Origin of the sequence: Halomonas flagellata, from assembly GCF_022487945.1 — a bacterium.
Lineage (GTDB): Bacteria > Pseudomonadota > Gammaproteobacteria > Pseudomonadales > Halomonadaceae > Halomonas > Halomonas flagellata.
Genome location: NZ_JAKVPY010000023.1, coordinates 1 through 24,753 on the forward strand (window position 1 = coordinate 1; position 24,753 = coordinate 24,753).

The 24,753-nt window shown below is 67.5% G+C and carries 25 protein-coding genes, 2 tRNA genes and 1 pseudogene; 18 read left to right on the forward strand and 10 right to left on the reverse strand.

Going from position 1 to position 24,753, the window contains the following annotated elements:
- Positions 1–125 precede the first annotated feature (125 nt).
- The 3 genes and pseudogenes from MKP05_RS16580 to MKP05_RS16590 form a co-directional block, all read right to left on the reverse strand.
- A pseudogene (locus MKP05_RS16580) lies at positions 126–269 on the reverse strand (IS5/IS1182 family transposase); the annotation flags it as partial.
- A 702-nt stretch (positions 270–971) separates the two neighbouring features.
- Positions 972–1,385, reverse strand: coding sequence for an ester cyclase (locus MKP05_RS16585; protein ID WP_240569329.1), 414 nt, complete (start codon positions 1,383–1,385; stop codon positions 972–974).
- An 833-nt stretch (positions 1,386–2,218) separates the two neighbouring features.
- A complete protein-coding gene (locus tag MKP05_RS16590; protein WP_240569330.1) occupies positions 2,219–2,488 on the reverse strand; it encodes a hypothetical protein in 270 nt (89 codons plus the stop codon).
- Between the two features lie 242 nt (positions 2,489–2,730).
- On the opposite strand from MKP05_RS16590, the gene metG reads away from it, so the two are divergent.
- The 6 genes from metG to MKP05_RS16620 all read left to right on the forward strand — a co-directional run bounded on the left by metG (position 2,731) and on the right by MKP05_RS16620 (position 7,830).
- A complete protein-coding gene (metG, locus tag MKP05_RS16595) occupies positions 2,731–4,773 on the forward strand; it encodes a methionine--tRNA ligase (protein ID WP_240569331.1) in 2,043 nt (680 codons plus the stop codon).
- 97 nt (positions 4,774–4,870) lie between these two features.
- Positions 4,871–5,653, forward strand: coding sequence for an electron transport complex subunit RsxB (gene rsxB / locus MKP05_RS16600; protein ID WP_240569332.1), 783 nt, complete (start codon positions 4,871–4,873; stop codon positions 5,651–5,653).
- Positions 5,654–5,713: 60 nt separating this feature from the next.
- The gene (locus tag MKP05_RS16605; protein ID WP_110281591.1) at positions 5,714–5,956 is read left to right on the forward strand and encodes a DUF6364 family protein; all 243 of its coding nucleotides are present in this window, start codon (positions 5,714–5,716) and stop codon (positions 5,954–5,956) included.
- On the forward strand, positions 5,953–6,387 hold the full coding sequence (locus MKP05_RS16610; RefSeq protein ID WP_110281592.1) for a type II toxin-antitoxin system VapC family toxin: 435 nt from the start codon (positions 5,953–5,955) through the stop codon (positions 6,385–6,387). The genes MKP05_RS16605 and MKP05_RS16610 overlap by 4 nt, the downstream gene beginning before the upstream one ends.
- On the forward strand, positions 6,384–7,022 hold the full coding sequence (gene nth / locus MKP05_RS16615) for an endonuclease III (RefSeq protein ID WP_240569333.1): 639 nt from the start codon (positions 6,384–6,386) through the stop codon (positions 7,020–7,022). The genes MKP05_RS16610 and nth overlap by 4 nt, the downstream gene beginning before the upstream one ends.
- A 49-nt stretch (positions 7,023–7,071) precedes the next feature.
- On the forward strand, positions 7,072–7,830 hold the full coding sequence (locus tag MKP05_RS16620; protein WP_276316654.1) for a YdcF family protein: 759 nt from the start codon (positions 7,072–7,074) through the stop codon (positions 7,828–7,830).
- Positions 7,831–7,851: 21 nt separating this feature from the next.
- Here the strand turns inward: MKP05_RS16620 and MKP05_RS16625 are convergent, their stop codons facing one another.
- Both MKP05_RS16625 and MKP05_RS16630 read right to left on the reverse strand, forming a co-directional pair.
- A complete protein-coding gene (locus MKP05_RS16625) occupies positions 7,852–8,754 on the reverse strand; it encodes a carbon-nitrogen hydrolase family protein (RefSeq protein ID WP_240569334.1) in 903 nt (300 codons plus the stop codon).
- 37 nt (positions 8,755–8,791) lie between these two features.
- The gene (locus MKP05_RS16630) at positions 8,792–9,202 is read right to left on the reverse strand and encodes a ketosteroid isomerase-related protein (RefSeq protein WP_110281596.1); all 411 of its coding nucleotides are present in this window, start codon (positions 9,200–9,202) and stop codon (positions 8,792–8,794) included.
- 303 nt (positions 9,203–9,505) lie between these two features.
- On the opposite strand from MKP05_RS16630, the gene MKP05_RS16635 reads away from it, so the two are divergent.
- From MKP05_RS16635 to MKP05_RS16655, 5 genes are all read left to right on the forward strand, one after another.
- On the forward strand, positions 9,506–9,790 hold the full coding sequence (locus MKP05_RS16635; RefSeq protein ID WP_110281597.1) for a hypothetical protein: 285 nt from the start codon (positions 9,506–9,508) through the stop codon (positions 9,788–9,790).
- A 143-nt stretch (positions 9,791–9,933) separates the two neighbouring features.
- Positions 9,934–10,305 carry a response regulator transcription factor gene (locus tag MKP05_RS16640; RefSeq protein ID WP_110281598.1) on the forward strand — a complete coding sequence of 124 codons (372 nt, stop codon included), beginning with the start codon at positions 9,934–9,936 and terminating at the stop codon, positions 10,303–10,305.
- Positions 10,305–12,371 carry a 3'-5' exonuclease gene (locus MKP05_RS16645; RefSeq protein ID WP_240569335.1) on the forward strand — a complete coding sequence of 689 codons (2,067 nt, stop codon included), beginning with the start codon at positions 10,305–10,307 and terminating at the stop codon, positions 12,369–12,371. Before MKP05_RS16640 ends, MKP05_RS16645 begins: the two co-directional genes overlap by 1 nt.
- On the forward strand, positions 12,368–12,565 hold the full coding sequence (locus tag MKP05_RS16650) for a hypothetical protein (protein WP_110281600.1): 198 nt from the start codon (positions 12,368–12,370) through the stop codon (positions 12,563–12,565). The genes MKP05_RS16645 and MKP05_RS16650 overlap by 4 nt, the downstream gene beginning before the upstream one ends.
- A 7-nt stretch (positions 12,566–12,572) precedes the next feature.
- Positions 12,573–15,347, forward strand: a complete 2,775-nt coding sequence (locus MKP05_RS16655) for a sensor histidine kinase (RefSeq protein ID WP_240569336.1) — start codon at positions 12,573–12,575, stop codon at positions 15,345–15,347.
- On the opposite strand, the gene MKP05_RS16660 is transcribed toward MKP05_RS16655, so the two are convergent.
- From MKP05_RS16660 to MKP05_RS16670, 3 genes are all read right to left on the reverse strand, one after another.
- Complete coding sequence (locus MKP05_RS16660; RefSeq protein ID WP_240569337.1) at positions 15,316–16,452, reverse strand: DUF294 nucleotidyltransferase-like domain-containing protein; 1,137 nt, start codon at positions 16,450–16,452, stop codon at positions 15,316–15,318. The two genes, MKP05_RS16655 and MKP05_RS16660, sit on opposite strands and share 32 nt — an antisense overlap.
- 12 nt (positions 16,453–16,464) lie before the next feature.
- Positions 16,465–16,764, reverse strand: coding sequence for an HlyU family transcriptional regulator (locus MKP05_RS16665; RefSeq protein WP_110281603.1), 300 nt, complete (start codon positions 16,762–16,764; stop codon positions 16,465–16,467).
- Positions 16,765–16,848: 84 nt separating this feature from the next.
- Complete coding sequence (locus MKP05_RS16670) at positions 16,849–18,069, reverse strand: argininosuccinate synthase (protein ID WP_240569338.1); 1,221 nt, start codon at positions 18,067–18,069, stop codon at positions 16,849–16,851.
- A gap of 209 nt (positions 18,070–18,278) precedes the next feature.
- On the opposite strand from MKP05_RS16670, the gene rnt reads away from it, so the two are divergent.
- Positions 18,279–18,947, forward strand: coding sequence for a ribonuclease T (gene rnt, locus MKP05_RS16675; RefSeq protein WP_240569339.1), 669 nt, complete (start codon positions 18,279–18,281; stop codon positions 18,945–18,947).
- Positions 18,948–19,117: 170 nt separating this feature from the next.
- On the opposite strand, the gene MKP05_RS16680 is transcribed toward rnt, so the two are convergent.
- Positions 19,118–19,462 (reverse strand): Grx4 family monothiol glutaredoxin, encoded by a 345-nt coding sequence (locus tag MKP05_RS16680; RefSeq protein ID WP_240569340.1) that lies wholly within the window; start codon positions 19,460–19,462, stop codon positions 19,118–19,120.
- A 174-nt stretch (positions 19,463–19,636) separates the two neighbouring features.
- Here MKP05_RS16680 and argF point away from each other — a divergent pair, with 174 nt between their 5' ends.
- Both argF and MKP05_RS16690 read left to right on the forward strand, forming a co-directional pair.
- Positions 19,637–20,557 (forward strand): ornithine carbamoyltransferase, encoded by a 921-nt coding sequence (argF, locus tag MKP05_RS16685; RefSeq protein ID WP_240569341.1) that lies wholly within the window; start codon positions 19,637–19,639, stop codon positions 20,555–20,557.
- Positions 20,558–20,649: 92 nt separating this feature from the next.
- The gene (locus MKP05_RS16690; protein ID WP_240569342.1) at positions 20,650–20,955 is read left to right on the forward strand and encodes a hypothetical protein; all 306 of its coding nucleotides are present in this window, start codon (positions 20,650–20,652) and stop codon (positions 20,953–20,955) included.
- Between the two features lie 196 nt (positions 20,956–21,151).
- Here MKP05_RS16690 and MKP05_RS16695 read toward each other — a convergent pair.
- Positions 21,152–21,227, reverse strand: a tRNA-Ala gene (locus tag MKP05_RS16695).
- A 207-nt stretch (positions 21,228–21,434) separates the two neighbouring features.
- On the opposite strand from MKP05_RS16695, the gene uvrY reads away from it, so the two are divergent.
- The 4 genes from uvrY to MKP05_RS16715 all read left to right on the forward strand — a co-directional run bounded on the left by uvrY (position 21,435) and on the right by MKP05_RS16715 (position 24,717).
- Positions 21,435–22,082: a UvrY/SirA/GacA family response regulator transcription factor gene (gene uvrY / locus MKP05_RS16700; RefSeq protein ID WP_240569343.1), complete on the forward strand. Its 648-nt coding sequence runs from the start codon at positions 21,435–21,437 to the stop codon at positions 22,080–22,082.
- Positions 22,083–22,146: 64 nt separating this feature from the next.
- The gene (uvrC, locus tag MKP05_RS16705) at positions 22,147–23,961 is read left to right on the forward strand and encodes an excinuclease ABC subunit UvrC (protein ID WP_240569344.1); all 1,815 of its coding nucleotides are present in this window, start codon (positions 22,147–22,149) and stop codon (positions 23,959–23,961) included.
- Between the two features lie 69 nt (positions 23,962–24,030).
- Positions 24,031–24,579: a CDP-diacylglycerol--glycerol-3-phosphate 3-phosphatidyltransferase gene (gene pgsA / locus MKP05_RS16710; RefSeq protein WP_110281610.1), complete on the forward strand. Its 549-nt coding sequence runs from the start codon at positions 24,031–24,033 to the stop codon at positions 24,577–24,579.
- Positions 24,580–24,642: 63 nt separating this feature from the next.
- Positions 24,643–24,717: transfer RNA gene (locus tag MKP05_RS16715), tRNA-Gly, on the forward strand.
- Positions 24,718–24,753: the final 36 nt, after the last annotated feature.

Genomic DNA, 24,753 nt, shown 5'->3' on the forward strand with positions numbered 1-24,753 from the left:
GGTCGTTAGGGTTTCACCCATGGCGGTTGGTCCTCCTGAATCAGGTTCTGCCAGGAACTCTCTGATTTATCAGTAGGATACCAACCGCCATCTTCATTTCCAGGGCTGCCCGGTGAATATCAGGGGTTGAAACCTAGTTGTCTGAGGTCGAGAGCCTCGACGAAGGCCTCGATGGCTCGGATCGGGTTGTCCTCTGAGACGAAATCATCCAGAAGCTCAGGGAACAACGTGGCTTGAGACCGGGACTCACCTGAAACGAAGCGCTTCATTGGCACCTCCACGAGCTGTCACGGGTAAAGTATAGCGGGAGCCACGTTTTCACACAGCCTCGGCCAGAAGCAGACTTTCAGAGGAAGCTGATATAATGGCAGCAATTAGATGTGAAGACAGGGGGTTCGCCGTTAATCCTCCAGTTCCTTGAGGATGCTGATTGTATACTTGGAAAACCTCGTCTTATCTCGCAATTCGTGCCGCCGCATTCGTCTTGATTTATATGCCTCCCAATTCGAGTGCATATACTTAAACTCATTCTTTGAGACATGCTGTATAGTCTCTGCATTAGGCGCATCTACATCTACAGCGTTATCGGATATAGCGAAAATTGTGAAAATATCTCCGAGATAGCCCTTTGCGGCTGTCCAATTTCTGATTGTGTCTCCGGGATTAATATTAACTTGAAGCCTCTTCCAGAAAAAATCGAAATTTTCCTTCGAATTCATTTTTGCAACCTCCATGGTGCCCAACAGTTATTAAGCTACCCGTCTTCTTATTAGATGAACGTGCCAGTTGCATTTTTCGAAACAGTCGCATTGGTCGTTATCTGCCGCCACCTCAATCCTTTGCGTCAGCGTAGACTAGAGTTCTCCACTCGGCCAGATGCGGACCTCCAGGTAACTCTTATATAACGTTCGACATGAGCGGCGGCTGCCGACAGGCGAAGCCTGCCGGTAAGCGTCCGCTCGATGGAGGGGTTAGGTGTGGCTCGGGTCGTCAGGAGGCGGTAGCTGCGCCTCGATAGCCGCTTTGTCGATGACGGACCACACCTGCACGATCTTTTCGTCGCGGAACTCATAGAAGGCGTTCTCGGAGAAGGACACCCTTCTTCCGTAAACACCCAGGCCAAGAAATCTCTCCTTTGGTGTGCAGTTGAAGCGGAGTCGGCTGGCTATGTAGGGTGGATCGGAAACCAGCAATTCAACATTGAAAGATAGATCAGGGATCTCGGAGAGGTCTCTCTCCAGCATGCGCCGGTAGCCTGATACCCCGAGTTGCTTGCCATTATGCTTGACGTCTTCATGAACGAAGCGCCCCAACGATGGCCAATCCTGCCTGTTCAAGCAGGCGATGTAGTCTCGATAGACGTTCGATAGTTCGGACTTGCTCATCTACAATCTCCTCTGTACGGCAAGGCTCGACCATCGATTGGAAGGTTGCGTCGACACCTAAGTAATTAGACCGCACGCTCTGTTATTGGATAAACGCGCAAGCTTGTTCAACAATATTATGCCGCACGCCGCTTGCCATCTAACCTACTGATATGCCAGATTATTAATTATAGCTCGGCAGCATAACACCAATCATCACGCTCGCTGCATAACACCGATGAACAATCGTGCTGCTTTGGCCGGCATGGCCGCTGTGGGTCGATTGCTGCCCTTCGTCTGATAAATCGGCGTCCGCTGACACCATGATTGTCTCTATCCAGCGTGGGTCACCTCCGCCAGTCGCGCGCTAAAGCGATCTCCCACAGTTCCGTGTCGCCTATGGGGCTGGCCTGGGTCGTCTGGCGGGTACGCTACCGCCGAGGGAATGGTGGCGTGCATGTCACCTTCCCTGGCAGTGGCTGCATGTAGCGTCGCCTTATAGCGACGCAGGCGCATGAGGCTGATACATGCTTTTACACTACAGCCTAATCAACCTTTCTTCGGGTTGCTAAGGAGAATCCTGGGTATTTTGCGAAAGGAGGGGGGTGGTGCAGATGGTGAGCTAAGGCAGAGCAGGCTGTATTGCGGGTCCGTATACGGGGGGGGTTCTGGATTTTCTCGATGATGACTGCATATTCGAAGATGAAGGCGCCTCCCAGCGTTGGCAACCTACCACGAGCGTGTCCCCAACCAGCTGATTGGCTACCAATGTTGCCGAGGGTTCCCCGGAGGTGTCGCCGATGTCGGGATGCATAGGGGTCCGGCCCATGCGGGGCATGGGCCGGGGGTGTTGCTCAGTCGCAGGGAACGACGGCGCGGGCGGTATCCTTGGCCCAGAGGCTCTGGCCGTCCGGGGTGGTGCCGTGGGCGTTCCAGGTCTCGCTGACCTCGACGCAGTAGGAACCGAGGTCCTCGGTGGTCTTCTCGGGGTTGGCGGGACGCTCGTCGCTGATGCGCATGATGTCGGGGTTCTCGCTGGTGTACCGCGGCGAGATCGAGTTGCCGGCACAGCCAGCCAGCAGGGCGGTGGCCAGCAGCAGCGGCAGGGCGTGGTGAAGTCGCATGGTGGTTCCTCCATGAATGATCAGTCGTTGTATCGCAGCTCCCTGGATGTGTGACGTGCGAAGCGCTGAGCGGCGGTTACGGCCGTCAATCCCTTTGACGTGCCTGCCTACCGCCGGTGCATTCTATCCGAGACACCGGAGCAGTGCTACAGATGGGCACGGCACGCGTCCCGGCGGGTGCAGTGGGCGCCGAAGATGGCTACAATCGAGGGTCTGATTTTCTTGGGAATTCCAGAGCCGACATGTCGAACACCGCACGCCATCCGCGCAAGATCCTGGTCACCAGCGCCCTGCCCTACGCCAACGGCTCGATCCACCTGGGTCACCTGCTGGAGTACATCCAGACCGACATCTGGGTGCGCTTCCAGAAGAGCCGCGGGCACGAGTGCCACTATGTGTGTGCCGACGACGCCCACGGCACCGCCATCATGCTGCGCGCCGAGCAGGAGGGCATCAGCTCCGAGGCGCTGATCGAGCGGGTCTCCCGCGAGCACCAGCAGGACTTCGCGACCTTCGGCGTGGCCTTCGACAACTACCACTCGACCCATTCCGAGGAAAATCGCCACTTCAGCGAGCTGATCTACACCCGGCTGCGCGACGCCGGCCATATCGCCACCCGCGACATCGAGCAGATGTACGACCCGGTGAAGGGGCTGTTCCTGGCCGACCGCTTCATCCAGGGCACCTGCCCCAAGTGCCACACCCCGGACCAGTACGGCGACAACTGCGAGGCGTGCGGCGCCACCTACACCCCGGCCGAACTGATCGACCCGGTGTCGGCGATCTCCGGCGCCACCCCCGAGGTGCGCAGCTCTACCCACTACTTCTTCAAGCTGCCCGACTTCGCCGATTTCCTGAAGCAGTGGACCCGCGGCGGCCACGTCCAGACGCAGATCGGCAACAAGCTGCAGGAGTGGTTCGAGTCCGGGCTCAACGAGTGGGACATCTCCCGCGATGCGCCCTACTTCGGCTTCGAGATTCCCGATGCGCCGGGCAAGTACTTCTACGTGTGGCTCGACGCGCCGATCGGCTACCTTGCCAGCTTCAAGAACCTGTGCGACCGCGAGGGCATCGATTTCGACGCCTACTGGCAGAAGGATGCCGAGGCCGAGGTCTACCACTTCATCGGCAAGGATATCGTCTACTTCCATGCGCTGTTCTGGCCGGCCATGCTCCACGGCGCCAAGCTGCGCACCCCCACGGCGGTGCACTGCCACGGCTTCGTCACGGTGAACGGCGCCAAGATGTCGAAGTCCCGCGGCACCTTCATCAAGGCCGCCACCTACGCCGAGCACCTCAACCCGGAGTACCTGCGCTACTACTTCGCCGCCAAGCTCACCTCAGGGATCGACGACCTGGACCTCAACCTCGAGGACTTCACCGCCCGGGTGAACTCGGACCTGGTGGGCAAGGTGGTCAACATCGCCAGCCGCTGCGCCGGCTTCGTCAAGAAGCTGGGGGATGGGAAGCTCTCGGCGCATTGTGCCGAGCCCGACCTCGTGGCGCGCTTCATCGCCGCCGGCGACGGCATCGCCGAGGACTTCGAGACACGGGAGTTCGGTCGCGCCATGCGCAAGGTGATGGAACTCGCCGACGAGGCCAACACCTATATCGCCGAGAAGGAGCCCTGGGTGCTGGCCAAGCAGGCCGGCCGTGAACAGGAGGTGCTGGAGATCTGCTCGGTGGGCATCAACCTGTTCCGCCAGTTGATGGTCTACCTGGCCCCGGTGGTGCCGGCCATGGCCGAGGGGGCCCGCGAGTTCCTGAAGCTGGAGACCCTCGCCTGGCACAGCCGCCACGACCTGCTGCTGAATCACGAGATCAACAAGTTCAAGCCGCTGATGACGCGCATCGAGCGCGACAAGATCGATGCCATGATGGCGGCATCGAAGGAGGACCTGGTGGAAGAACAGAAGCTCAAGGACGCTCCCAAGGGGCCGTTGACCGAGGAGCCCATCGCCGCCGAGATCGCCTTCGACGACTTTGCCAAGGTCGACCTGCGCATCGCGCGCATCGCCAAGGCCGATTATGTCGAGGGGGCCGACAAGCTGCTCCAGCTGACCCTCGACCTGGGCGGCGAGACCCGTACCGTGTTCGCCGGCATCCGTGCCGCCTATGCCCCGGAGGCCCTCGAGGGCCGGCTGACGGTGATGGTCGCCAACCTGGCGCCGCGCAAGATGCGCTTCGGCGTGTCGGAAGGCATGGTGCTGGCCGCCGGCAGCGACGAGGGCATCTACCTGCTCTCGCCGGACTCCGGCGCCGAGCCCGGCCAGCGGGTGCGCTGACCACGCCTCCCCCGGGCTGAGGTACATCGGTGGTCGCAAAGGGCGTACAATATTGCCCTGTCAGCGCCGCTGCCGACGACCCCACCGAGGAGCGAATGTGACGGGCCACCCCGCCTTGATCGACGCCATTGACGCCGAACTGCCGCAGACCCAGTGCGGCAAGTGCGGCCATCCCGGCTGTCGCCCCTATGCCGAGGCCATTGCCGCGGGCGAGCCGATCAACCGCTGCCCGCCCGGCGGCGAGGCCACCGTCGCGCGGCTGGCCGAGCTGACCGGCCGGGAGCCCGTGCCGCTCGAGCAGCCCGCCCAGGAACCGCTGGTGGCATGGATTCGCGAGGCCGAGTGCATCGGCTGCACCAAGTGCATCCAGGCCTGCCCGGTCGATGCCATCCTCGGCGCCGCCAAGCGGATGCACACGGTCATCGCCGCGGAGTGCACCGGCTGCGAGCTCTGCGTGGCCCCCTGCCCGGTCGACTGCATCGACCTGCTGCCCCACCCCGCCTGGGTGGCGGCCGAGACCGAGGCCCGGCGCCGCGACTACCTGGCCGCGCGCGCCGAGCGCGGGCGCAAGCGCTTCGAGGCGCGCAACCGCCGCCTGGCCCGTGAGGCGCGGGAAAGGCGCCTGGAACGCCAGCGGCGCCTGATCCGCCAGACCTCGCGCGCCACCCGCAGCGCCTCGGACACCCGGCTCCAGCAGCGTCAGCGCCAGATGGCCGTCAAGGCCGCCGAGCAGGCCCTGCGCCGGGCCCACCAGCAGCTCGCCCACGCCGAGCGCCAGGGCGTTGCCGAGGCGATCGCGACGGCCCGGGATCAGGTGGCGCAGGCGACCAGGCTGCTCGACGACGCCCGCACCGCCCTCGAGAGCGCCACATCCCGCTGATTTGGACGACGGCCCACAAGCCGTATAAAATAAGAATAATTGCCGTACCAGGAGGCTCGCATGCCGCCCGACACCGTGAAGCTGACCATCCGCCTGCCACGTCAGGATGTGGAATTCGCCAAGGCCTATGCCAAGGCGCACGGCCTGACCGTCACGGAAGTCATCGACCGCTACCTGCGGCAAATGCGCGAGCTGGAACACGCCACGCTCTCGCCAGAGCTCGATTTCATTACGGGCCTGGTGCCCGACGATGTCGACGGTCTGGAAGAGTTCCGCCAGCATCAGTATGAGAAGCACGGATGATCCTGGTCGATACCAATGTGCTGCTCGATGTGATCCAGAAGCGTGAGCCCCACTACCCGGCATCCGCGGCGGTCATCGACGGCATTCTCCGGCACCGCTACCGCGGCACGCTCTCCGCGCATGCGGTGACGACGATTCACTTCCTGGTACACCGCTACCAGAATGGCGATTTGGCCCACCAGGCCGTTGCCTGGCTATTGCGCCACTTCGACATCGCGTCCGTCGGCCGAGCCGAGCTGTGGCGAGCACAGGGGCTTGGCTGGGCCGACTTCGAGGATGCCGTCGTCGCGGCCGCCGCAGAAACCCGGGGTTGCCACACCATCGTGACCCGTAACGTCCGCGACTTCGCAGGCTCCCCTGTTCCCGCCATGACACCGGAAGAGTATCTCCTGTCAGTACCGTCTGCAGAAGGACCCCCACTGGATTCATGAACGCCCAGAAACGTTACGAGATCTTCGCGCGGCTGCGCGAGCACAACCCCGAGCCCACCACCGAGCTCGACTGGGCCACGCCCTTCGAGCTGCTCACCGCGGTGCTGCTCTCCGCCCAGGCCACCGACGTGGGGGTCAACAAGGCCACCGCGCGGCTGTTCCCGGTGGCCAATACGCCCAGGGCGATCCTCGACCTCGGCCTCGACGGCCTCAAGGAGCACATCCGGACCATCGGCCTCTACAACACCAAGGCCGAGAACCTGATGAAGACCTGCCGGATCCTCGTCGAGCAGCACGGCGGCGAGGTGCCGCGCACCCGCGCCGCCCTCGAGGCGCTGCCGGGCGTCGGCCGCAAGACCGCCAACGTCATCCTCAACACCGCCTTCGGCGAGCCGACCATCGCCGTGGACACCCATATCTTCCGGGTGGCGAACCGCACCGGCCTGGCCAAGGGCAAGGACGTGGTGGAAGTGGAGAGGAAGCTGCTGCGCCACGTCCCGAACGAGTTCCTCAAGGACGCCCACCACTGGCTGATCCTGCACGGGCGCTACACCTGCGTGGCCCGCCGCCCGCGCTGCGGCAGTTGCGTGATCGAGGACCTTTGCGAGTACCCGGACAAGGTCGATATCGGCTGACAGCCGCGACGCCGCCCCACGCCGGGCTAACCGACAGCGAGGCCGCCCCATGGAGATGCTCAAGTACCTGCTGCTGCCGCCTCTCGCCAACGTGCTGTTGACGCTGCTCGGTGGCCTGCTCTGGCCGCGGATGCGCCTGCTCGGCGGCCTGCTGGTGCTGCTCGGCCTGGGCGGGCTGCTCGCCCTCGCCACCCCGGTGGCGAGCCACGCCCTGCGCCAGGGCCTGGAGCCGGCGCCGCTCTCGGGGCCGGGCCAGCTGGAAGCGGCCCAGGCGATCGTGATTCTCGGCGGCGGCCGGGATTACCTCGCCCCGGAATTCGGCTGGGGCGACGCCCCCGCCAACGCCAGCTGGCGGCGGCTCGCCTACGGGGCCCACCTGCATCGCCAGAGTGGGTTGCCGATCCTGGTCAGCGGCGGCCGGGTCCACGACGAGCACAGTGCCGAGGCGAGCCTGATGGCCGCGGCCCTGCGCGAGGTGTTCGAGGTGCCGGTGGCCTGGCTGGAGGGGCAGAGCCGCAACACCGCCGAGAACGCCCGCTACAGCGCCGAGATGCTGCGCGTCGCGGAGGTGGAGCGCATCGCCCTGGTCTCCCAGGCCTGGCACCTGCCCCGGGCCGTGGCGGAGTTCGAGCGCGCCGGCTTCACGGTGATTCCCGCCCCCACCGAGTTCGCCAGCGCCCCGCCGCCGGGCCTGGCCGGCTGGCTGCCCCGCAGCTATCACCTGCACCAGAGCACCCGGGCCCTGCACGAGTGGCTGGGCCGCGGCGAGCAGGCCCTGCGCCGGCAGCTGTTCGACCGCGGCGATTGAGGGACAGGGACATCGCCGGCCTCACGCCTCGGCCGTGTCCGCCTGCGCCTCGTCCACTGCCATCATCCGCACCGGCGACGCCAGTTGGGCGGGCCAGTCCCGGTCGTTGGCGACCTGGGCGTGCGCGCGACTGCGCTCCAGCGCGTCGATATCGACATCGCCGCAGGCCCACGGCTGGCCGGCCTCGGTGACGGCCAGCAGGCCGTCGGCGGGGAAGCCGTGGTCCATGGGCGCATAGAGGGTGGCCTCGCCGGTGTTGACGTCCAGCGCCGGGCTCCAGGGGGCGTCGCCGGCGGTTACCGCCTGGGCCACGAAGAAGCGGTTCTCGAGCGCCCGCGCCAGGCAGCCGACCCTGACCCGGGTCGCCCCGGCCGCGGTGTCGGTGCAACTGGGCACCAGCAGCAGGCGCACCCCCGCCTCGTACTGGGCGCGCACCGGCAGCGGGAACTCGACGTCATAGCAGACCGCGATGCCCACCCGGTGCCCGTCGCAGTCGAAACCGTGCAGGGCATCGCCGGGCTCGACCACCCCGCTCGCCTTCTCGTAGCCGGTCAGCTGCAGCTTGTCCTGCCAGCCGTGAAAGCCATCGGGGGCGAACCAGTCGGCCCGGTTGCGATAACGACCGCTGCCGGTGGCCAGCAGGAAGGTGCCGGGCACGATGTAGAGATCGAGCTCCCGGGCCAGCCGCCGATAGAGCGCGCACCACGCCTCGCGCAGCGGCTGCAGCGCCGCCAGCGATGCCGCCAGGTCGTCGCGCACCGCCGGCGCGAAGCCCGCCGCCAGCTCCAGGCTCAGGTACTCCGGCAGCACGGCGATGCGTGCGCCCCGTGCCTTGGCCTCGGCCAGCCAGTCGGCCTGGCGCCGGGCGAACTCATCGAAGTCCCGCGGCATCCCGATCGGGTACTTGGCCACCGCCACACGCATCAATGCCCCTCCCTCGAGATCGAACGCCACGCCGGTATCACGCCTCGGCTCCCACCTGACGCAGCCACTCCTGCAGGTTGTAGTAGTTGGTCACCCGGGTGATGCGGCCGTCGCGCACCTCGAAGAAGGCACCGCCGGGCAGCACATAGCGCTGGCCCGTGGCCGGCGGCAGCCCCTCGTCGGTGGCGCGGTACTCGCCATGCACCACGTACTCGGCGGCCAGGCGCCGGCCATCGGCGGTGGCCATGACGACGATGTCCTGCAGCCGCTCGACGTAGCTGCGGTCCATGCGCGCGAGGAAGGCGCGGAAGGCCTCGCGGCCGGTTTCCCGCGGCCCCTGGTTCAGGTCGTGGGCGACCTCCTCGTCGAGGCAGTCGAGCATGGCGTCCCAGTCGCCCCGGTTGAAGGCGGCGTAGTAGCGCTGAATCAGCTGGACACTGTCGGACATGGTATGCCCCCTCCGGACGGCAGATGAAGCGAAAGGGCGACAGTGTAGCCGAGACATCCCCGGCCGGAGTAGGCCGCTCCGCCGCACTACATTGCTGCCATATGGCAATGGTGCGAGCCCATTCCTGCCTTGCTCCCGGGGATCCCGATTCGGCGTCACGCCGGCGAGAACCCCGCGACCTCCGGGCGGTCGGCCTGACCCTTTGACTGTCGCTGACTACATCAAAAGTCGAAGGGTCAGGCGCCCCGCGGAAACGCTACGCTGGCGACACGGCCACTTCCCGCCCACGGCACGAGACTCCCCATGCAAGAACTGTTGATCCCCCTGGCCATGGCAGCCGCCTTCGGCGCCTTCATCGGCTCGCTGTTTCGCCTCTCGCGCCTGCCCGGTCGCCGGCGTCCCCTGCTGTTCCCGGTGGTCGGACTGATCGCCGGTATTACCGCCTTCGTCATTCATTATGTGCTGGTCGCGACCGTGGGGGCGCCGATCTGGCTGCTGCCGGTGCTGGTGGTGGTGCAGATATGGCTGTGGCTCGGTCCGCTGGGGCCGAAGGTCCGCGACACCGGGAACGGCGACAACGGACGCTGATCCCCCGCCCGAATGCCCCTGCCCCGCCTCCTGGCGGCCGCCCCGGCCGGCACCTCCGGCCAAGGTCGTCTTTGCCGCGCCCTGGCCGCCCACTAGACTGATCGGTAACAATGCATAGCAGCACGCTTACGAGGAGAGCGCCCATGGCCAAGGTCCTGGTGGTGGACGATGAACCCAACATCGTCCTGTCGCTGGAGTTCCTGATGCAGCAGGCCGGCTTCGAGGTGGTCACCGCCGAGGACGGCGAGGGGGCCCTGGCCAGGGTGGCCGAGGGCGTGCCCGACCTGGTGCTGCTGGATATCAGCCTGCCGGGCATCAGTGGCTTCGACGTGCTCGAGCAGCTGCGGGCCGACCCGGCCCATGCCCGCCTGCCGATCATCATGCTCACCGCCCACGGTCGCGAGGTCGAGCGCGAGAAGGGCATGGCGCTGGGGGCCGACGACTACATCACCAAGCCCTTCTCCACCCAGGCCCTGGTGGAGAAGGTCAAGACCCTGCTCGACGAGGCCAACTGATGGGGCGTCGTCTCTCCGGCCTGCCCAAGCGCCAGCGGCTGGTGGGGCTGTGGCTGCTGCTCAGCGGGGTCAGCCTGTTCGGCGGAGCGGTGTTCGCCCTCTGGCTCGACAGCCTGCTCCAGCCCCAGGGGCTGGCCCGCTGGGTGCTCTGGCTGGGCTGTTTCTCCGGCGGCGGCACCATCTTCCTGGTCGGCCTGCTGCTCGAGCGCCAGCTGTTCACTCCCCTGCGCCACCTGCAGGTCCAGCTGGCGCGGCTGGTGGCCAATCCCGACGCCCGGGAGGACTACCCGCCGGAAGGCTGGCTGCGCGGCCTCGGCCCCGACCTGGTACGGATCCGCGATGCCTGGCGGGCGGATCGCAACCGCCTGGCCACCGCCCATGCCGAGGGTGCGCGCAGTGCGGCCCGCATCCGCCAGGAGCTCGAGACGCTGCTGCAGGTGCTGGACACCCCGCTGCTGCTCTGCGACCACCACCGCCGCCTGCTGCTGTTCAACCAGGCCGCCGAATCCCTCTTCGAGGGCCACCCCGGGCTCGGCCTCGGCAAGCGGCTCGATGCGCTGCTCCCGGTGTCCAGCCTGCAGGATGCCCTGGGCCAGCTGCCCGACGACGGCACCCCCCGCGAGATCCTGGTGCCCTGCGACGAGCGCTGGCTGTGCGCCATCCTGCGTCGGGTCCCCGGCAGCAACGGCGAGACCCTGCTGACCCTCACCGACACCACCGCCGCCTGGACCAGCGAGATGGGCGCCCGGGTCGAGCTGGTCGATACCCTGCCGCTGCTGCGCCGCCACAGCGCCAGCCTGACCAGTGCCGCCGACGCCCTGACCAGCCTGCGCCCCGATGGCGAGGCGAGCGAGCTGCGCCGCCGGCTGGAGACGGTGATCGAGGAGGAGAGCCTGGCGCTGGGCCGCGATATCGAACGCATGGGGGCCTTGATCGAGGACATGCAGCGCCAGGGCGAGCGGCTGGTGCCGCTGTGGTCCAACGACCTCTGGGACGCCCTCAACGAGCGCCACGCCGGCGAAGGCCGGGGCGTCGTGCCGATCGGCATGCCGGCCTGGCTCAAGGGCGATGCCACGGCGCTACTGGTGCTGCTCGGTTCGCTGCTCGAGCGGCTGGCGGAGCATACCGGCGGCGGCGACATCGAAGGCGAGATATGCCTCGGCAACAAGCGGGTCTACCTCGACCTGGTGTGGCGCGGCCGGCCGCTCGGCGAACGCCAGCTCGCCGACTGGAGCCGAACGCCCCTCGAGGCCCTGCCGCTCGCCCCGCGGGTCGGCGATGTGCTGCGCCAGCACGACAGCGACGCCTGGAGCCTGGCCGACCCGGACGGCCAGCACGCCCGGCTGCGGCTGCCGCTGCCGGCCACCGAGCGGGTCGGCGCGCCGCGCCCGCGGACGCCGCCGCGGCCCGAGTTCCACGACTTCGGCATCGCCGACCTGCCGCCCCCCGACGCCGAACTCGCCGGCCGCTCGCTGCGGGCGCTGGAGATCGTCGCCTTCGACACCGAGACCACCGGCCTCGAGCTGCGCCGCGGCGACCGCGTGATCAGCATCGGCGCCTGTCGCGTGGTCAACGCCCGGCTGCTGGCCAGCGACAACTTCGACATCCGGATCGACCCGGGCCGCCCGATCCCGCCGGCCAGCACCGCCATCCACGGCCTGACCGACCGCGACGTGGCCGGTGCCCCGCCCCTGCACGTGGCGCTGCCGCGCTTTCGCGACTACATCGGCGAGGCGGTGATCCTGGCCCACAACGCCGCCTTCGACCTGCTGGCCATCCAGCCCCCGGGGGCCGGCGTCACCTTCGAGATGCCGGTGCTCGACACCCTGCTGCTGTCGCGCGCCCTCGACGAGGGCCTTGACGGCCACGACCTGGATACCCTGGCCGAGCGCTATGGCCTGGTGATTCCCCCGGGCGCCCGCCACACCGCCCTGGGCGACGCCCGGGTCACCGCCGAGCTGTGGCTGGCGCTGCTGCCGCGGCTCGAGGCCCGCGGCTTCGACACCCTGGAGCAGGTCCTGGCGCTGCAGGCCGTCGCCTTCGACCGCGAGGATGCCAGCGCATGAAGACGCCACGGCTCAAGGAGCGGCTGGTCGCCCTGATCGTGCTGGCGGCGCTGCTCTTCTCGCCGCCGCTGCTGCTGGTGGCGGACCGCCCGTCCGCCTCCGGGCTCTCCGTGCTCCCCCTCTACCTGTTCCTCGCCTGGGGGGCGGTGATCGCCCTGGCCGCCTGGCTGATGGAACGGCGCCACGAGGAGTGACCGGGCCATGAGGGGCGACATGGTCGTGCTCGGGGTCGCCTTCGGCTACCTGGCGCTGCTGTTCGTGATCGCCGCCTGGGGCGACCGCCGCGCCGAGCAGGGTCGCTCGGTGATCGGCTCGCCCACCGTCTACGCCCTGTCGATCGCCGTCTACTGCACCGCCTGGACCTTCTACGGCAGCGTCGGCCGGGCCGCCGAGCATGGCCCCAGCTTCCTGCTGATCTACCTCGGCCCGACCCTGGCCATGCTCATGGCACCCTTCGTGATCCGCAAGATGGTGCGCATCGCCAGCGCCCAGCGCCTCACCTCCATCGCCGACTTCATCAGCGCCCGCTACGGCAAGAGCTCGAGCCTGGGCGCCCTGGTGGCGCTGATCGCCCTGATCGGCATCACCCCCTACATCGCGCTGCAGCTCAAGGCGATCACCCTGAGCCACGCGGTGCTGGTCAACTACCCCGAGGCCGCCGCGCTGAGCCTGGCCGAGGAGAGCTTCTGGCACGACAGGTCGTTCTGGGTGGCCCTGGTGCTGGCGGTGTTCATCATCCTCTTCGGCACCCGCCACCTGGACGCCAGCGAGCGCCACGAGGGCATGGTCGCCGCCATCGCCTTCGAGTCGCTGGTCAAGCTGGTGGCCTTCCTGTCGGTGGGGGTGTTCACCGTCTTCGTGCTGTTCAACGGCCCCGGCGACCTCTTCGCCCGGGTCGCCGCGGCGCCGGCACTGACCGACGCCCTGAGCCTCGAGGCGGTGCCCGGCGGCGCGGCGGGCTGGGTCGGCACCCTGCTGCTGGCCTTCCTCGCCTTCCTCACCCTGCCCCGCCAGTTCCAGGTGCTGGTGGTCGAGAACGTCGACGAGCGGCACCTCAAGCGCGCCAGCTGGCTCTTCCCGCTCTACCTGCTGGGGATCAACCTGTTCGTGATCCCCATCGCCATGGCCGGGCTGCTGCTCGGCGGGACGGGCAGCGACCCGGACAGCTTCGTGCTCACCCTGCCGCTCTCCGCCGGGCTGGAGGGGCTGCCGCTGCTGGTCTTCATCGGCGGGCTCTCGGCGGCCACCAGCATGGTGATCGTCGAGACCATTGCGCTCTCGACCATGGTCAGCAACCAGCTGGTGATGCCGCTGCTGCTGCGCTCCCGGCGGCTCCACCTGGGCTCCCGCGGCGAGCTCGCCGGCTGGCTGCTGGGGATCCGGCGCGTGGCCATCGTGCTGATCCTGCTGCTGGGCTACCTCTACCACGCCCTGATCGGCGACTCCTACAGCCTGGTGACCATCGGCCTGGTCTCCTTCGCCGCCGCCGCCCAGTTCGCCCCGGCCATGCTGATCGGCATGTACTGGCGCGGCGCCACCCGCAACGGCGCGGGCCTGGGCCTGATCGCCGGCTTCCTGATCTGGGCCTGGACCCTGCTGCTGCCCGGCTTCGCGCTGTCGGGATGGCTCGATGCCGGCTTCGTCGAGGAGGGCCCCTGGGGGCAGTCCTGGCTGCGGCCCTATGCACTGTTCGGTCTCGAGGGCTGGGACATCTATACCCACTCGCTGCTGTGGAGCCTGCTCGCCAACGTCGGCCTGCTGGTCGGGGTGTCGCTCTTCACCCGCCAGGGGCCGCTGGAGCAGACCCAGGCGGCGCTGTTCGCCGAGGCGATGCACCCGGGGCTGATGGAGACCTCGCTGTGGCGGGGCCAGACCACCCGCGGCGAGCTGCGCACCCTGCTCGACCGCTACCTGGGCATCAACGCCACGGCGCGGGTCTTCGCCCGGCAGGGCGAGCACGAGGGCGACGACCAGCCCGCCCCGCCGGAACTGATCGCCCGGGCCGAGCAGGCCCTGGCCGGTGCGCTGGGCAGCGCCTCGGCCCGGGTGCTGATCAACTCGGTGGTGCGCGGCGAGGCCCTCGACCTGGAGTCGATCCTCAGCATCCTCGACACCACCTCCCAGACCCTGGAGTACAACCGCCGCCTGGAGCAGAAGTCGCGGGAGCTGGCGCGCATCGGCGAGGAGCTGCGCGCCGCCAACGAGCGGCTGCGCGAGCTCGACCGGCTCAAGGACGAGTTCGTGGCCATGGTCAGCCACGAGCTGCGCACCCCGCTCACCTCGATCCGCGCCTTCGCCGAGATCCTGCGCGATGGCCAGGACCTGCCCGACGAGAAGCGCGAACACTTCCTCGACGTGGTGGTGCTGGAGAGCCAACGCCTGTCGCGGCTGATCGAGGAGATCCTCGACCTGGCGCGGCTGGAGAGCGGCCGCCTGACCCTCAACCCGCAGCCGCTGGACCTGGTCGCCCTGGCCCGGCACAGCGTGGACGCCGTGCACCGCCTGCAGGAGAACCGTGGGGTGGCCCTCGAGGTCGAGATGGCGCTGGAGACGGCGCCGGTGATCGGTGACCCGGACCGGCTCGAGCAGGTGATCATCAACCTGCTCGACAACGCCGGCAAGTTCGCCGCCGACGAGGACCCGCGGGTGCGGCTGCGCCTCGAGCGCCACAAGGGCCACTTCCGCCTGGCGGTGGAGGACAACGGCCCCGGCATCGTCGCGGAGGAGCGCGAGCGGGTGTTCGAGAAGTTCCACCAGATCGAGCGCAGCGGCGGCCAGGCCCGTGGCCGCCCCCGGGGCAGCGGCCTGGGCCTGCCGATCAGCCGCGGCATCGTCGCCCACCTGGGGGGCCGGCTGTGGGTGGAGGAGGCGCCGCACCTGGGCGGCGCCTGCCTGGTGATGGAGCTGCCGGCCGCCCCGCCCGACGAGCAGGCGGTCGACAGCCCTACCCCGACGACCGTCCCCGGGCCAGCCTGACCAGCGAACGGATCTGCTGGAGGTCGTGGCGCAGCAGCAGGCGCTGGTCCTCGCCGAGGCGGGCGACATCCACCCAGCCATCCACCGGCCGCCCCTCCTGGAGGTTGGTGCGCTGCTCGTCGAGCAGCAGCCCCTGCAGCCGCTCCAGCGCCGAGGTCAGGGCCTGCGCCCGTACGGCGCTCAGCACCTCCTTCATCACCAGCGCGGTGAGCCGGGCGCGGGTGTCCGGAGGCCGCACGCCGTGGCGCAGCGCCAGCAGGCGCACGGCATTGACCAGCGGCAGCACGCCCTGGTGCTTGAGGTTGACGGCGCGCTCGTGGGGCGCCCCCTCGCGGCTGCCGGCGAGCCGTCCGAAGCGGTCCAGCGCCACCGGCAGCTCGTCGAGCAGCGCGGTCATCTCGTCGAGGAACAGCGGCGCCCGGGGCATCAGCCCGGCGATGCGGTCGGCCAGCGCCTCGGCCAGGGCCGCCTCGCCATGCACCGGGAAGAAGTCGAGCAGGATATTGGCCTGCTGCACCCGCTTGACCCGGCGCTCGGCGGTCCAGATCGTCAGCTGCTCGGTCCACTCGGACAGCCGCTTGCGCCACATGGGCCAGCGCGCCATGACATGGCCGCTGCACAGCGGGATGCCCGCCTCGTCGAGGCGCGCTGTGAAGCGCTCGCCGAGCGCCTGGAAGAAGCCATCGATCTCGGTGTGCCGGTTGTCGGGGTAGTCGGCGATGATCATGGCGTTGTCCTGGTCCGTCCCCAGCAGGCTCTCGTGGCGGGCGGCCGAGCCCAGGGTCAGCACGCACCAGGCGGCGGGGGGCGCGCCCCAGCCCTGCCCCTGCATCTCGTTGAGCGAGAGGTCGATGGCGCGGCGGTAGAGCCAGTCGTTGTGGTCGCTGATCAACTGGCCGATCCGCCAGGCCGGCAGGTCGAGGCGATCCAGCGCCTCGACCAGCTCGGCCTGCCAGCGGTGGGCGGCGGCGAGACTCGGGTGCGGCCCCAGCGACTTGAGGGCATCGCGCAGCGGCGCGACCAGCGATGGCAGCCGGGCGGGATCGGGCAGGGCGTCAGCGGCGAAGAGGTCCCGCCAGGGCGAGGCGCGATGCAGCAGGCGCATGGAGGCTCCGGATCAGCGTGACGTGAACATCTCGTCGCCCACGTCGTCGATGAAGCGCTGCGCCTTGCTGACCATCAGCTGGTCGCAGGCCTCGCGGCCGGACACCATGTCGGAGCGCTCGAAGCGGTGCTCGAGGGGCTCCCCGCCCTCGACGGGCTTGCGGATCCAGCCGCTGACGCGATACTGCCCCCCCTGGTTGGCGGGTTCGGAGACGATCTGGTAGCCCTTGTACTCCACCGGCTCGGCGGCGGCCGCCCCCTTCGGCTTCTCGTCGCCACCGCCGAACAGCCCGGAAAACAGTTTCTTGAGCATGATCCATTCCTCACAGATGATAAGCCTCGAAACAACGACGCCGGCATCGGGCCGGCGTCACAGGAACGATCCTCGCGGGCCCGCTCAGTCCTGCTTGCGCCCCTTGCCGGCGGCGATGCGCAGGCGCAGGGCGTTGAGCTTGATGAAGCCCTCGGCGTCCTTCTGGTCGTAGGCGCCGGCATCGTCCTCGAAGGTGGCGATCGACTCGTCGAACAGCGACTGGTCGGACTTGCGGCCGACCACGGTGGCGCTGCCCTTGTAGAGCTTCATGCGCACCACACCGGAGACGTTCTTCTGGGTCTCGTCGATGGCGGCCTGCAGCATGCGGCGCTCCGGGCTCCACCAGTAGCCGTTGTAGATCACCTTGGCGTACTTCGGCATCAGCTCGTCCTTGAGGTGGGCCTCCTCGCGGTCGAGGGTGATCGATTCGATGGCACGGTGGGCGCGCAGCATGATGCTGCCCCCGGGGGTCTCGTAGCAGCCGCGGGACTTCATGCCCACGTAGCGGTTCTCGACGATGTCGAGACGGCCGATGCCGTTGTCGCCGCCCAGCTTGTTGAGCGTCTCCAGCACCTCGTGGGGGCGCATCGGCGTGCCGTCGATGGCGACGATGTCGCCCTTCTCATAGGTCAGCTCCACGTAGGTGGGCTGGTCCGGGGCGGTCTCCGGCGAGACGCTCCAGCGCCACATGTCCTCCTCGGCCTCGGCCCAGGGGTCCTCGAGGATGCCACCCTCGTAGGAGATGTGCAGCAGGTTGGCGTCCATGGAGTACGGCGACTTCTTCTTGCTCGAGGAGAAGTCCACCGGGATCTCGTGCTGCTGGCAGTAGGCCATCAGCTTCTCGCGGGAGGTCAGGTCCCACTCGCGCCAGGGGGCGATCACCTTGACGCCGGGCTTCAGCGCATAGGCGCCCATCTCGAAGCGCACCTGGTCGTTGCCCTTGCCGGTGGCACCGTGGGAGATGGCGTCGGCGCCGGTCTGGTTGGCGATCTCGATCAGGCGCCTGGCGATCAGCGGGCGGGCGATGGAGGTGCCCAGCAGGTACTCGCCCTCGTAGATGGTGTTGGCGCGGAACATCGGGTAGACGTAGTCGCGCACGAACTCCTCGCGCAGGTCCTCGATGTAGATCTCGTTGACGCCCAGCGCCTGTGCCTTGGCGCGTGCCGGCTCGACTTCCTCGCCCTGGCCGATGTCGGCGGTGAAGGTCACGACCTCACAGTCATAGGTCTCCTGCAACCACTTGACGATGACGGATGTGTCCAGGCCGCCGGAATAGGCGAGAACGACCTTCTTGACATCGGACATTTAGGGGCTCCTGAAATTGAAATGAATGACAGCGATAAACGTCATGAACCAATGATTATAGCGCGGCAACCCGCCAGCGAATACCGGCCGCGGGACGCAGCCAGGCCAAACTGCTAGACTTTCGCGATTCGATGCCGACCGGGACGCGACGGTGTTCCCGGGGGCGATGCAGTGGTCGTGACGAGTCGGAAAGACGCAAGGAGAGGTGAATGAGCGAGGCGATCGCCCGCGAACTGATGGCGCAGCGATTCCGCAGCTTCCTGCCGGTGGTAATGGACCTGGAAACCGGCGGATTCAATGCCGAACGCGACGCGATTCTGGAGATCGCCGCCGTGACCCTGACCATGGACCCGGAGGGCAGCCTGGTCCCCGACGCCACCTATGCCTTCCACGTCAAGCCCTTCACCGGGGCCAACGTGGAGCAATCGGCGCTGGATTTCACCGGCATCCGGCTCGACGACCCGCTGCGCCAGCAGGTGGCGCTCACCGAGGCCGAGGCGCTGGGGGAGATCTTTCGCCCGGTGCGCAAGGCGATCAAGGCCCACGGCTGCACCCGGGCGGTGCTGGTGGGGCACAACGCCGCCTTCGACCACGGCTTCCTCAACGCCGCCGTGGCCCGCTGCGGCATCAAGCGCAACCCCTTCCACCCCTTCTCGAGCTTCGATACCGCCTCGCTGGCCGGCCTGATCTACGGCCAGACGGTACTGGCCCGCTCCTGCCGGGCGGCCGGCATCGAGTTCGACAACAGCGCGGCCCACTCGGCCCGCTACGATACCGAGCGCACCGCCGAGCTGTTCTGCGCCATGGTCAACCGCTACAAGGACCTGGGCGGCTGGGCGCTGGCCCAGCGCGAGCAGGGCCTGGAGGAGCAGCCGTAAGCCGGAAGCTGGAAGCTGGAAGCTGGAAGCTGGAAGCTGGAAGCTGGAAGCCGGGCAGTAGCTTGCCTTCGTTCCAGTACTGTACAAACTGAGGCAGGCCCGCCAGATATCTGGCGGGCCTGCCTCTTAAAGCTTATGGCTTACAGCTTACAGCTCCGGGCGAAGCCCGGTCAGCCTTCCGGCTGATCGTCCTTGTGCTTCTCGGCGGCCTCCTTGACCAGCTTCTCGAGCTCGCCGTTCTGGTACATCTCGACCACGATGTCGCAGCCGCCGACCAGCTCGCCCTCGACCCACAGCTGCGGGAAGGTCGGCCAGTTGGCCACCTTGGGCAGCTCGGCGCGGATGTCCGGGTTGTCCAGCACGTTGACGAAGGCGAAACGCTCGCCGCAGGCCATCAGGGCCTGGACGGTCTGGGCGGAGAAACCGCACTGGGGCAGCTGGGGCGTGCCCTTCATGTAGATCAGGATGGGGTTCTCGCTGATCTGGCGCTGGATGTTCTCGACGGTAGTGCTCATGGGCCTGTCCTTTCTGAACCTGGGTGTCTGAAAATGTGAGGGATGGACCGTCGCACCGGAATACCCGAGTGCGGTTGTCGGCATTGAGTGTGGATCCATTCTACTGATGCAAGGCGCATTGCGCATCCCCCTGCCGCTGGCTAGGATGGTCGTTTTTTCCCGTGGAGCGACCCCATGGCCACCCGCCACTTCCTGACCCTGCTGGACCTCAGCCCGGAAGAGCTGCGCTACCTGATCCAACGCGCCATCTCGATCAAGAACGGCCTGAAGACTCACGGCCCGACCTACACCCCCTTCGCCAACCGCACCCTGGCGATGATCTTCGAGAAGTCGTCGACGCGCACTCGGGTCTCCTTCGAGACCGCCATGGCGCAGTTCGGCGGCCATGCGCTGTTCCTGTCGCCCCGCGATACCCAGCTCGGCCGCGGCGAGCCCATCGCGGACACCGCCCGGGTGCTCGCGGAGATGGTCGACGCGGTGATGATCCGCACCTTCTCCCACCAGGGGCTCGAGACCTACGCCGCCGCCAGCACGGTGCCGGTGATCAACGCCCTGACCGACGACTACCACCCCTGCCAGCTGCTCGCCGACATCATGACCTGGACCGAGCTGCGGGGGGGCGTGAAGGGGCGCACCGCGGTCTGGATCGGCGACGGCAACAACATGTGCCACTCCTGGATCAACGCCGCCCGCCAGTTCGACTTCCAGCTGCGCATCTGCTGCCCGGAGGGCTACGAGCCGCGCCAGGACATCCTCGACGCCGCCGGGGAGCGCGTCACCCTCTACCGCGACCCGCAGCAGGCGGTGGCCGACGTCGACCTGGTGACCACCGATGTCTGGGCCTCCATGGGCCAGGAAGAGGAGCAGGCCAGGCGCCAGGCAGACTTCGCCGACCTCCAGGTCACCGAGGCGCTGCTCGACCGCGCCAGGGAGGATGTGCTCTTCCTGCACTGCCTGCCCGCCCACCGGGGCGAGGAGATCAGCGAGACCCTGCTCGACGACCCCCGCGCCGTGGTCTGGCAGGAGGCCGGCAACCGCCTGCATGCCCAGAAGGCGCTGCTGGAGTTCCTGCTGCTCGGCCGCGTCGAAGGATAGCAGCCGGCCGGGTGGCGTGCGACTTTGGTCGCATATCGACTTTCGTGGTATAGTGCGCTGCAGCACACTCGAGTCATAGGGAGATGCAGCGCATGACACTCGACACTTCCGCCACGGCCGGCATGCAGCGCAGCCTGCGCCAGTGCCTGTCGAACATGGCCGCCCTGCTCTATCACCATGGCCACGTCCTGGAGTCGGTGACGGTTCCCCACCGCGGCCTCGACCGCCAGGCGATTCGCGACCTGACCGCCGCCTCGGGCGACTGGTCCACCTGCCAGAGCGTCCTCGAGCGCAGCGAGGCCGCCGCCTACAACGAGCATGACCGCTTCGTCCTCACCGCCCTGGGCCGCGAGCTGCTGTTCGACATGTTCGGCCAAGGCGCCGCCGACTGCGCCTGACCCCCTTCAGCCGCCGCCACCCGTACCGGCCTGACGACGGCGCCACTCCCCAGCATGGGCGATGCCGTCTCTGTCGCCGCCCACCCTCACCCACGGTCCGCCCCGCAGGCTTGCTGGACGCTTCGGCAGCGTTTTACGAGCACACGAAAAAGCCGCCTGGAGCACTGCTCCAGGCGGCTGATTCTTCTAAACTCGTTGGTGGAGCCTAGCGGGATCGAACCGCTGACCTCAACACTGCCAGTGTTGCGCTCTCCCAGCTGAGCTAAGGCCCCACGCTGTCTCGCCGTGCGAGAACGAGGCATATCCTACGCAGGGTCGCCAGCCGGGTCAAGCCCCGAGCGAAGAATAAGGGTGGGCGAGAATATTCCCCACCAAAAGCCAATTCCTCTTAGGATGAAGTTGTGTCACCCTTAGGCTACCGGAGACGCCACCCCGACGTCTTAGCCGGTGATCCGTCACTATGCTCAGGAGGCGCTGCCTTGATCCGGGTTCTTGTTGCCGATGATCACCACCTGGTAAGGACCAGCATCGCCCACCTGCTGAATGCCGAGGAGGACATCAGCGTGGTCGGCGAGGCCGCCGACGGGGAAGACGCCATCTCCCAGGCACGCAGCCTGCGCCCGGATATCGTACTGATGGACATCCGCATGCCCGGCATCGGGGGACTCGAGGCGACCCGCAAGATCACCCGCGGCATGGACGATACCCGCGTACTGGTGCTCACCGCCTTTCTCGAGGAGACCTTCGCCCAGCGCCTGCTCGACGCCGGGGCCCATGGCTTCATCAGCAAGGGCTCGCAGCATGACGAGATGGTCGGTGCCATCCGCTGCGTCTTTGCCGGCCAGCGCTACGTCAGCCCCGAGATCGCCCAGCGCCTGGTGCTGTCACGCATCGACTCCCAGGAGAATCCCTTCGACCAGCTCTCGCAGCGCGAGTTGCAGGTGGCGATGATGATCGTCAACTGCCAGAAGGTCGCCGATATCTCCGACCGGCTCTTCCTCAGCCCCAAGACGGTCAATACCTATCGTTACCGGATCTTCGAGAAGCTCGGCGTGCACTCCGACGTGGAGCTGACGCACCTGGGGCTGCGCCACGGCCTGGTGGATGGCTACGCCAGCGTGGAGTGAATCCCCCCCTGTTCGCACGATCTGCTAGGATGGCACTCTCGACGTCCCGGCCTCGTTTCCCTGCATGAGCTTCGATCACCGCCACTTCCTCGACACCGTCAGCGAGTCCCCCGGCGTCTACCGCATGCTCGACGACCAGGGCGAGACCCTCTACGTGGGCAAGGCTCGCCGGCTCAAGGCGAGACTGGCGAGCTACTTCCGCGGCGCGCTGAACGCCAAGACCCAGGCGCTGGTCGCCCGCATCGGCGATATCCAGGTCACGGTGACCAACAGCGAGACCGAGGCACTGCTGCTGGAGCAGACGCTGATCAAGGAGCTGCGTCCGCCCTACAATATCCTGTTGCGCGACGACAAGTCCTACCCCTTCGTCTTCGTCACCGATCGCCACCCCTTTCCGGCGCTGGAGTACAAGCGCGCCCGCGCCCGGCGCGACGATGGCCGCTACCTGGGGCCCTACCCCAGCAGTGGCGCCGTGCGCGAGAGCCTGTCGCTGATGCAGAAGATCTTCCGCATCCGCAACTGCGAGGACAGCGTCTTCGCCCACCGCACCCGTCCCTGCCTGCAGTACCAGATCCAGCGCTGCAGCGCGCCCTGCGTCGGCTACATCAGCGAGGCCGATTACCGGCGCGATCTCGAGCACGCGGTGCAGTGCCTGGAGGGCAAGAGCGAGCAGGTCACCCGGGAGCTGACCCGCGACATGGAGGCCGCCAGCCGCGAGCTGAACTTCGAGGAGGCCGCCCGGCTGCGCGACCAGATCCAGCACCTGCGCCAGCTCCAGCAGCGCCAGTTCGTCGATACCGCCGGCGGCGACGCCGATGTCTTCGCCCTGGCCAGTCGCCCGGGGGCGCTTTGCATCTCGGTGCTGACGGTACGCCAGGGCCGGCTGCTGGGCGCCCGCCATCACGCCCCGACCAACGGCCTGGACCTGGGTCCCGAGGCCCTGCTCGGCGATTTCGTCAGCCAGTTCTATCTGGGCCAGGCCCGGGAGATCCCCCAGGAGGTGATCACCAGCCACCGGGTGCCGGATGCCGAGCTGATCGCCCGGGCGCTGGGCGAGCGCGCCGGTCGGCGCGTGCGGCTGACCGACCAGGTACGCGGTCACCGCGCCCAGTGGCGGGAGCTGGCCCGCACCAATGCCGAGCAGCAGCTCGCCAGCCAGCTCGCCGGCCAGGCCCAGCTGTCGCATCGCTTCGAGGCGCTCCGCGAGGCACTGAACCTCGAGGCGGTGCCACGGCGCCTGGAGTGCTACGACATCAGCCACAGCCAGGGCGAGGCCACGGTGGCCTCCTGTGTGGTGTTCGACCAGGGCGGGCCGCGCAAGTCCGACTACCGCCGCTTCAACATCGAGGGGGTGGCCGCCGGCGACGACTACGCCGCCATGCGCCAGGCACTGACCCGCCGCTTCAAGCGCCTCGCCGAGGGCGAGGGCGAGCGGCCCGACATCCTGATCGTCGACGGCGGCAAGGGGCAGCTCAACATGGCGCGCGAGGTGTTCGCCGAACTCGGCGTCGCCGGCGTGATGCTGCTCGGCGTGGCCAAGGGCACCACCCGCAAGGCAGGGCTCGAGAGGCTGTTCGTCGAGACCGTCGACCGCAGCCTCGACCTCGATGGCGCCTCCCCCGCCCTGCACCTGATCCAGCACATCCGCGACGAATCGCACCGCTTCGCCATCGCCGGGCACCGGGCACGGCGCGACAAGACCCGGCGCACCTCGACCCTGCAGGAGATCCCCGGGGTCGGCCCGCGCCGCCGACGCGAGCTGCTGCGCTTCTTCGGCGGCCTGCAGGGCGTGAAGCAGGCCAGCCGCGAGGAGCTGGCCCGGGTCCCGGGGATCAGCGCCACCCTCGCCGAGGCGATTCATCGCGCCCTGCATGGATGACGACGCCCAAGCTGGATAGAATGAGTGACCTCTTGGCCCCACCCTCTCCGGCAAGGACTGCATCACGCGATGAACATACCCAACCTCCTCACCCTGGCTCGTATCATCTTCATTCCGTTGCTGGTGGTGTTGTTCTATCTGCCCTTCGCCTGGAGCATGCCGGTGGCCGCCGCCCTCTTCGGCCTGGCCTCGGTCACCGACTGGCTCGACGGCTACCTGGCACGCCGGTGGGACCAGTCGACCCCCTTCGGCGCCTTTCTCGATCCGGTGGCCGACAAGCTGATGGTGGTGGTGGCCCTGGCCCTGCTGATCGAACGCTACGAGGCCATCTGGCTGACGCTGCCGGCGCTGGTGATCATCGGTCGGGAGATCGTCATCTCCGCGCTGCGCGAATGGATGGCCGAGATGGGCAAGCGCGGCCAGGTGGCGGTGTCCTGGATCGGCAAGGTCAAGACCAGCCTGCAGATGATCGCCCTGCTGGTGCTGCTGGCCTTCCCCCCCACCACGCCGCTGGCCGCTCTCGGCGTCGCCACCCTCTATGTGGCCGCCGTGCTGACCCTGTGGTCGATGATCCTCTACCTGCGCGCCGCCTGGCCCCACCTGAGTCGTTCGATGTGATGGCAGGCAGTGAAAAGCGTTTGACAGTCACCGACTTATCCGTATAATTCGCTCTCGAGTCGAGCGGGAATAGCTCAGTGGTAGAGCATCGCCTTGCCAAGGCGAGGGTCGCGAGTTCGAATCTCGTTTCCCGCTCCATTCTCTCCGTCGAAGCTTCTCGACGGGGAACGGCTC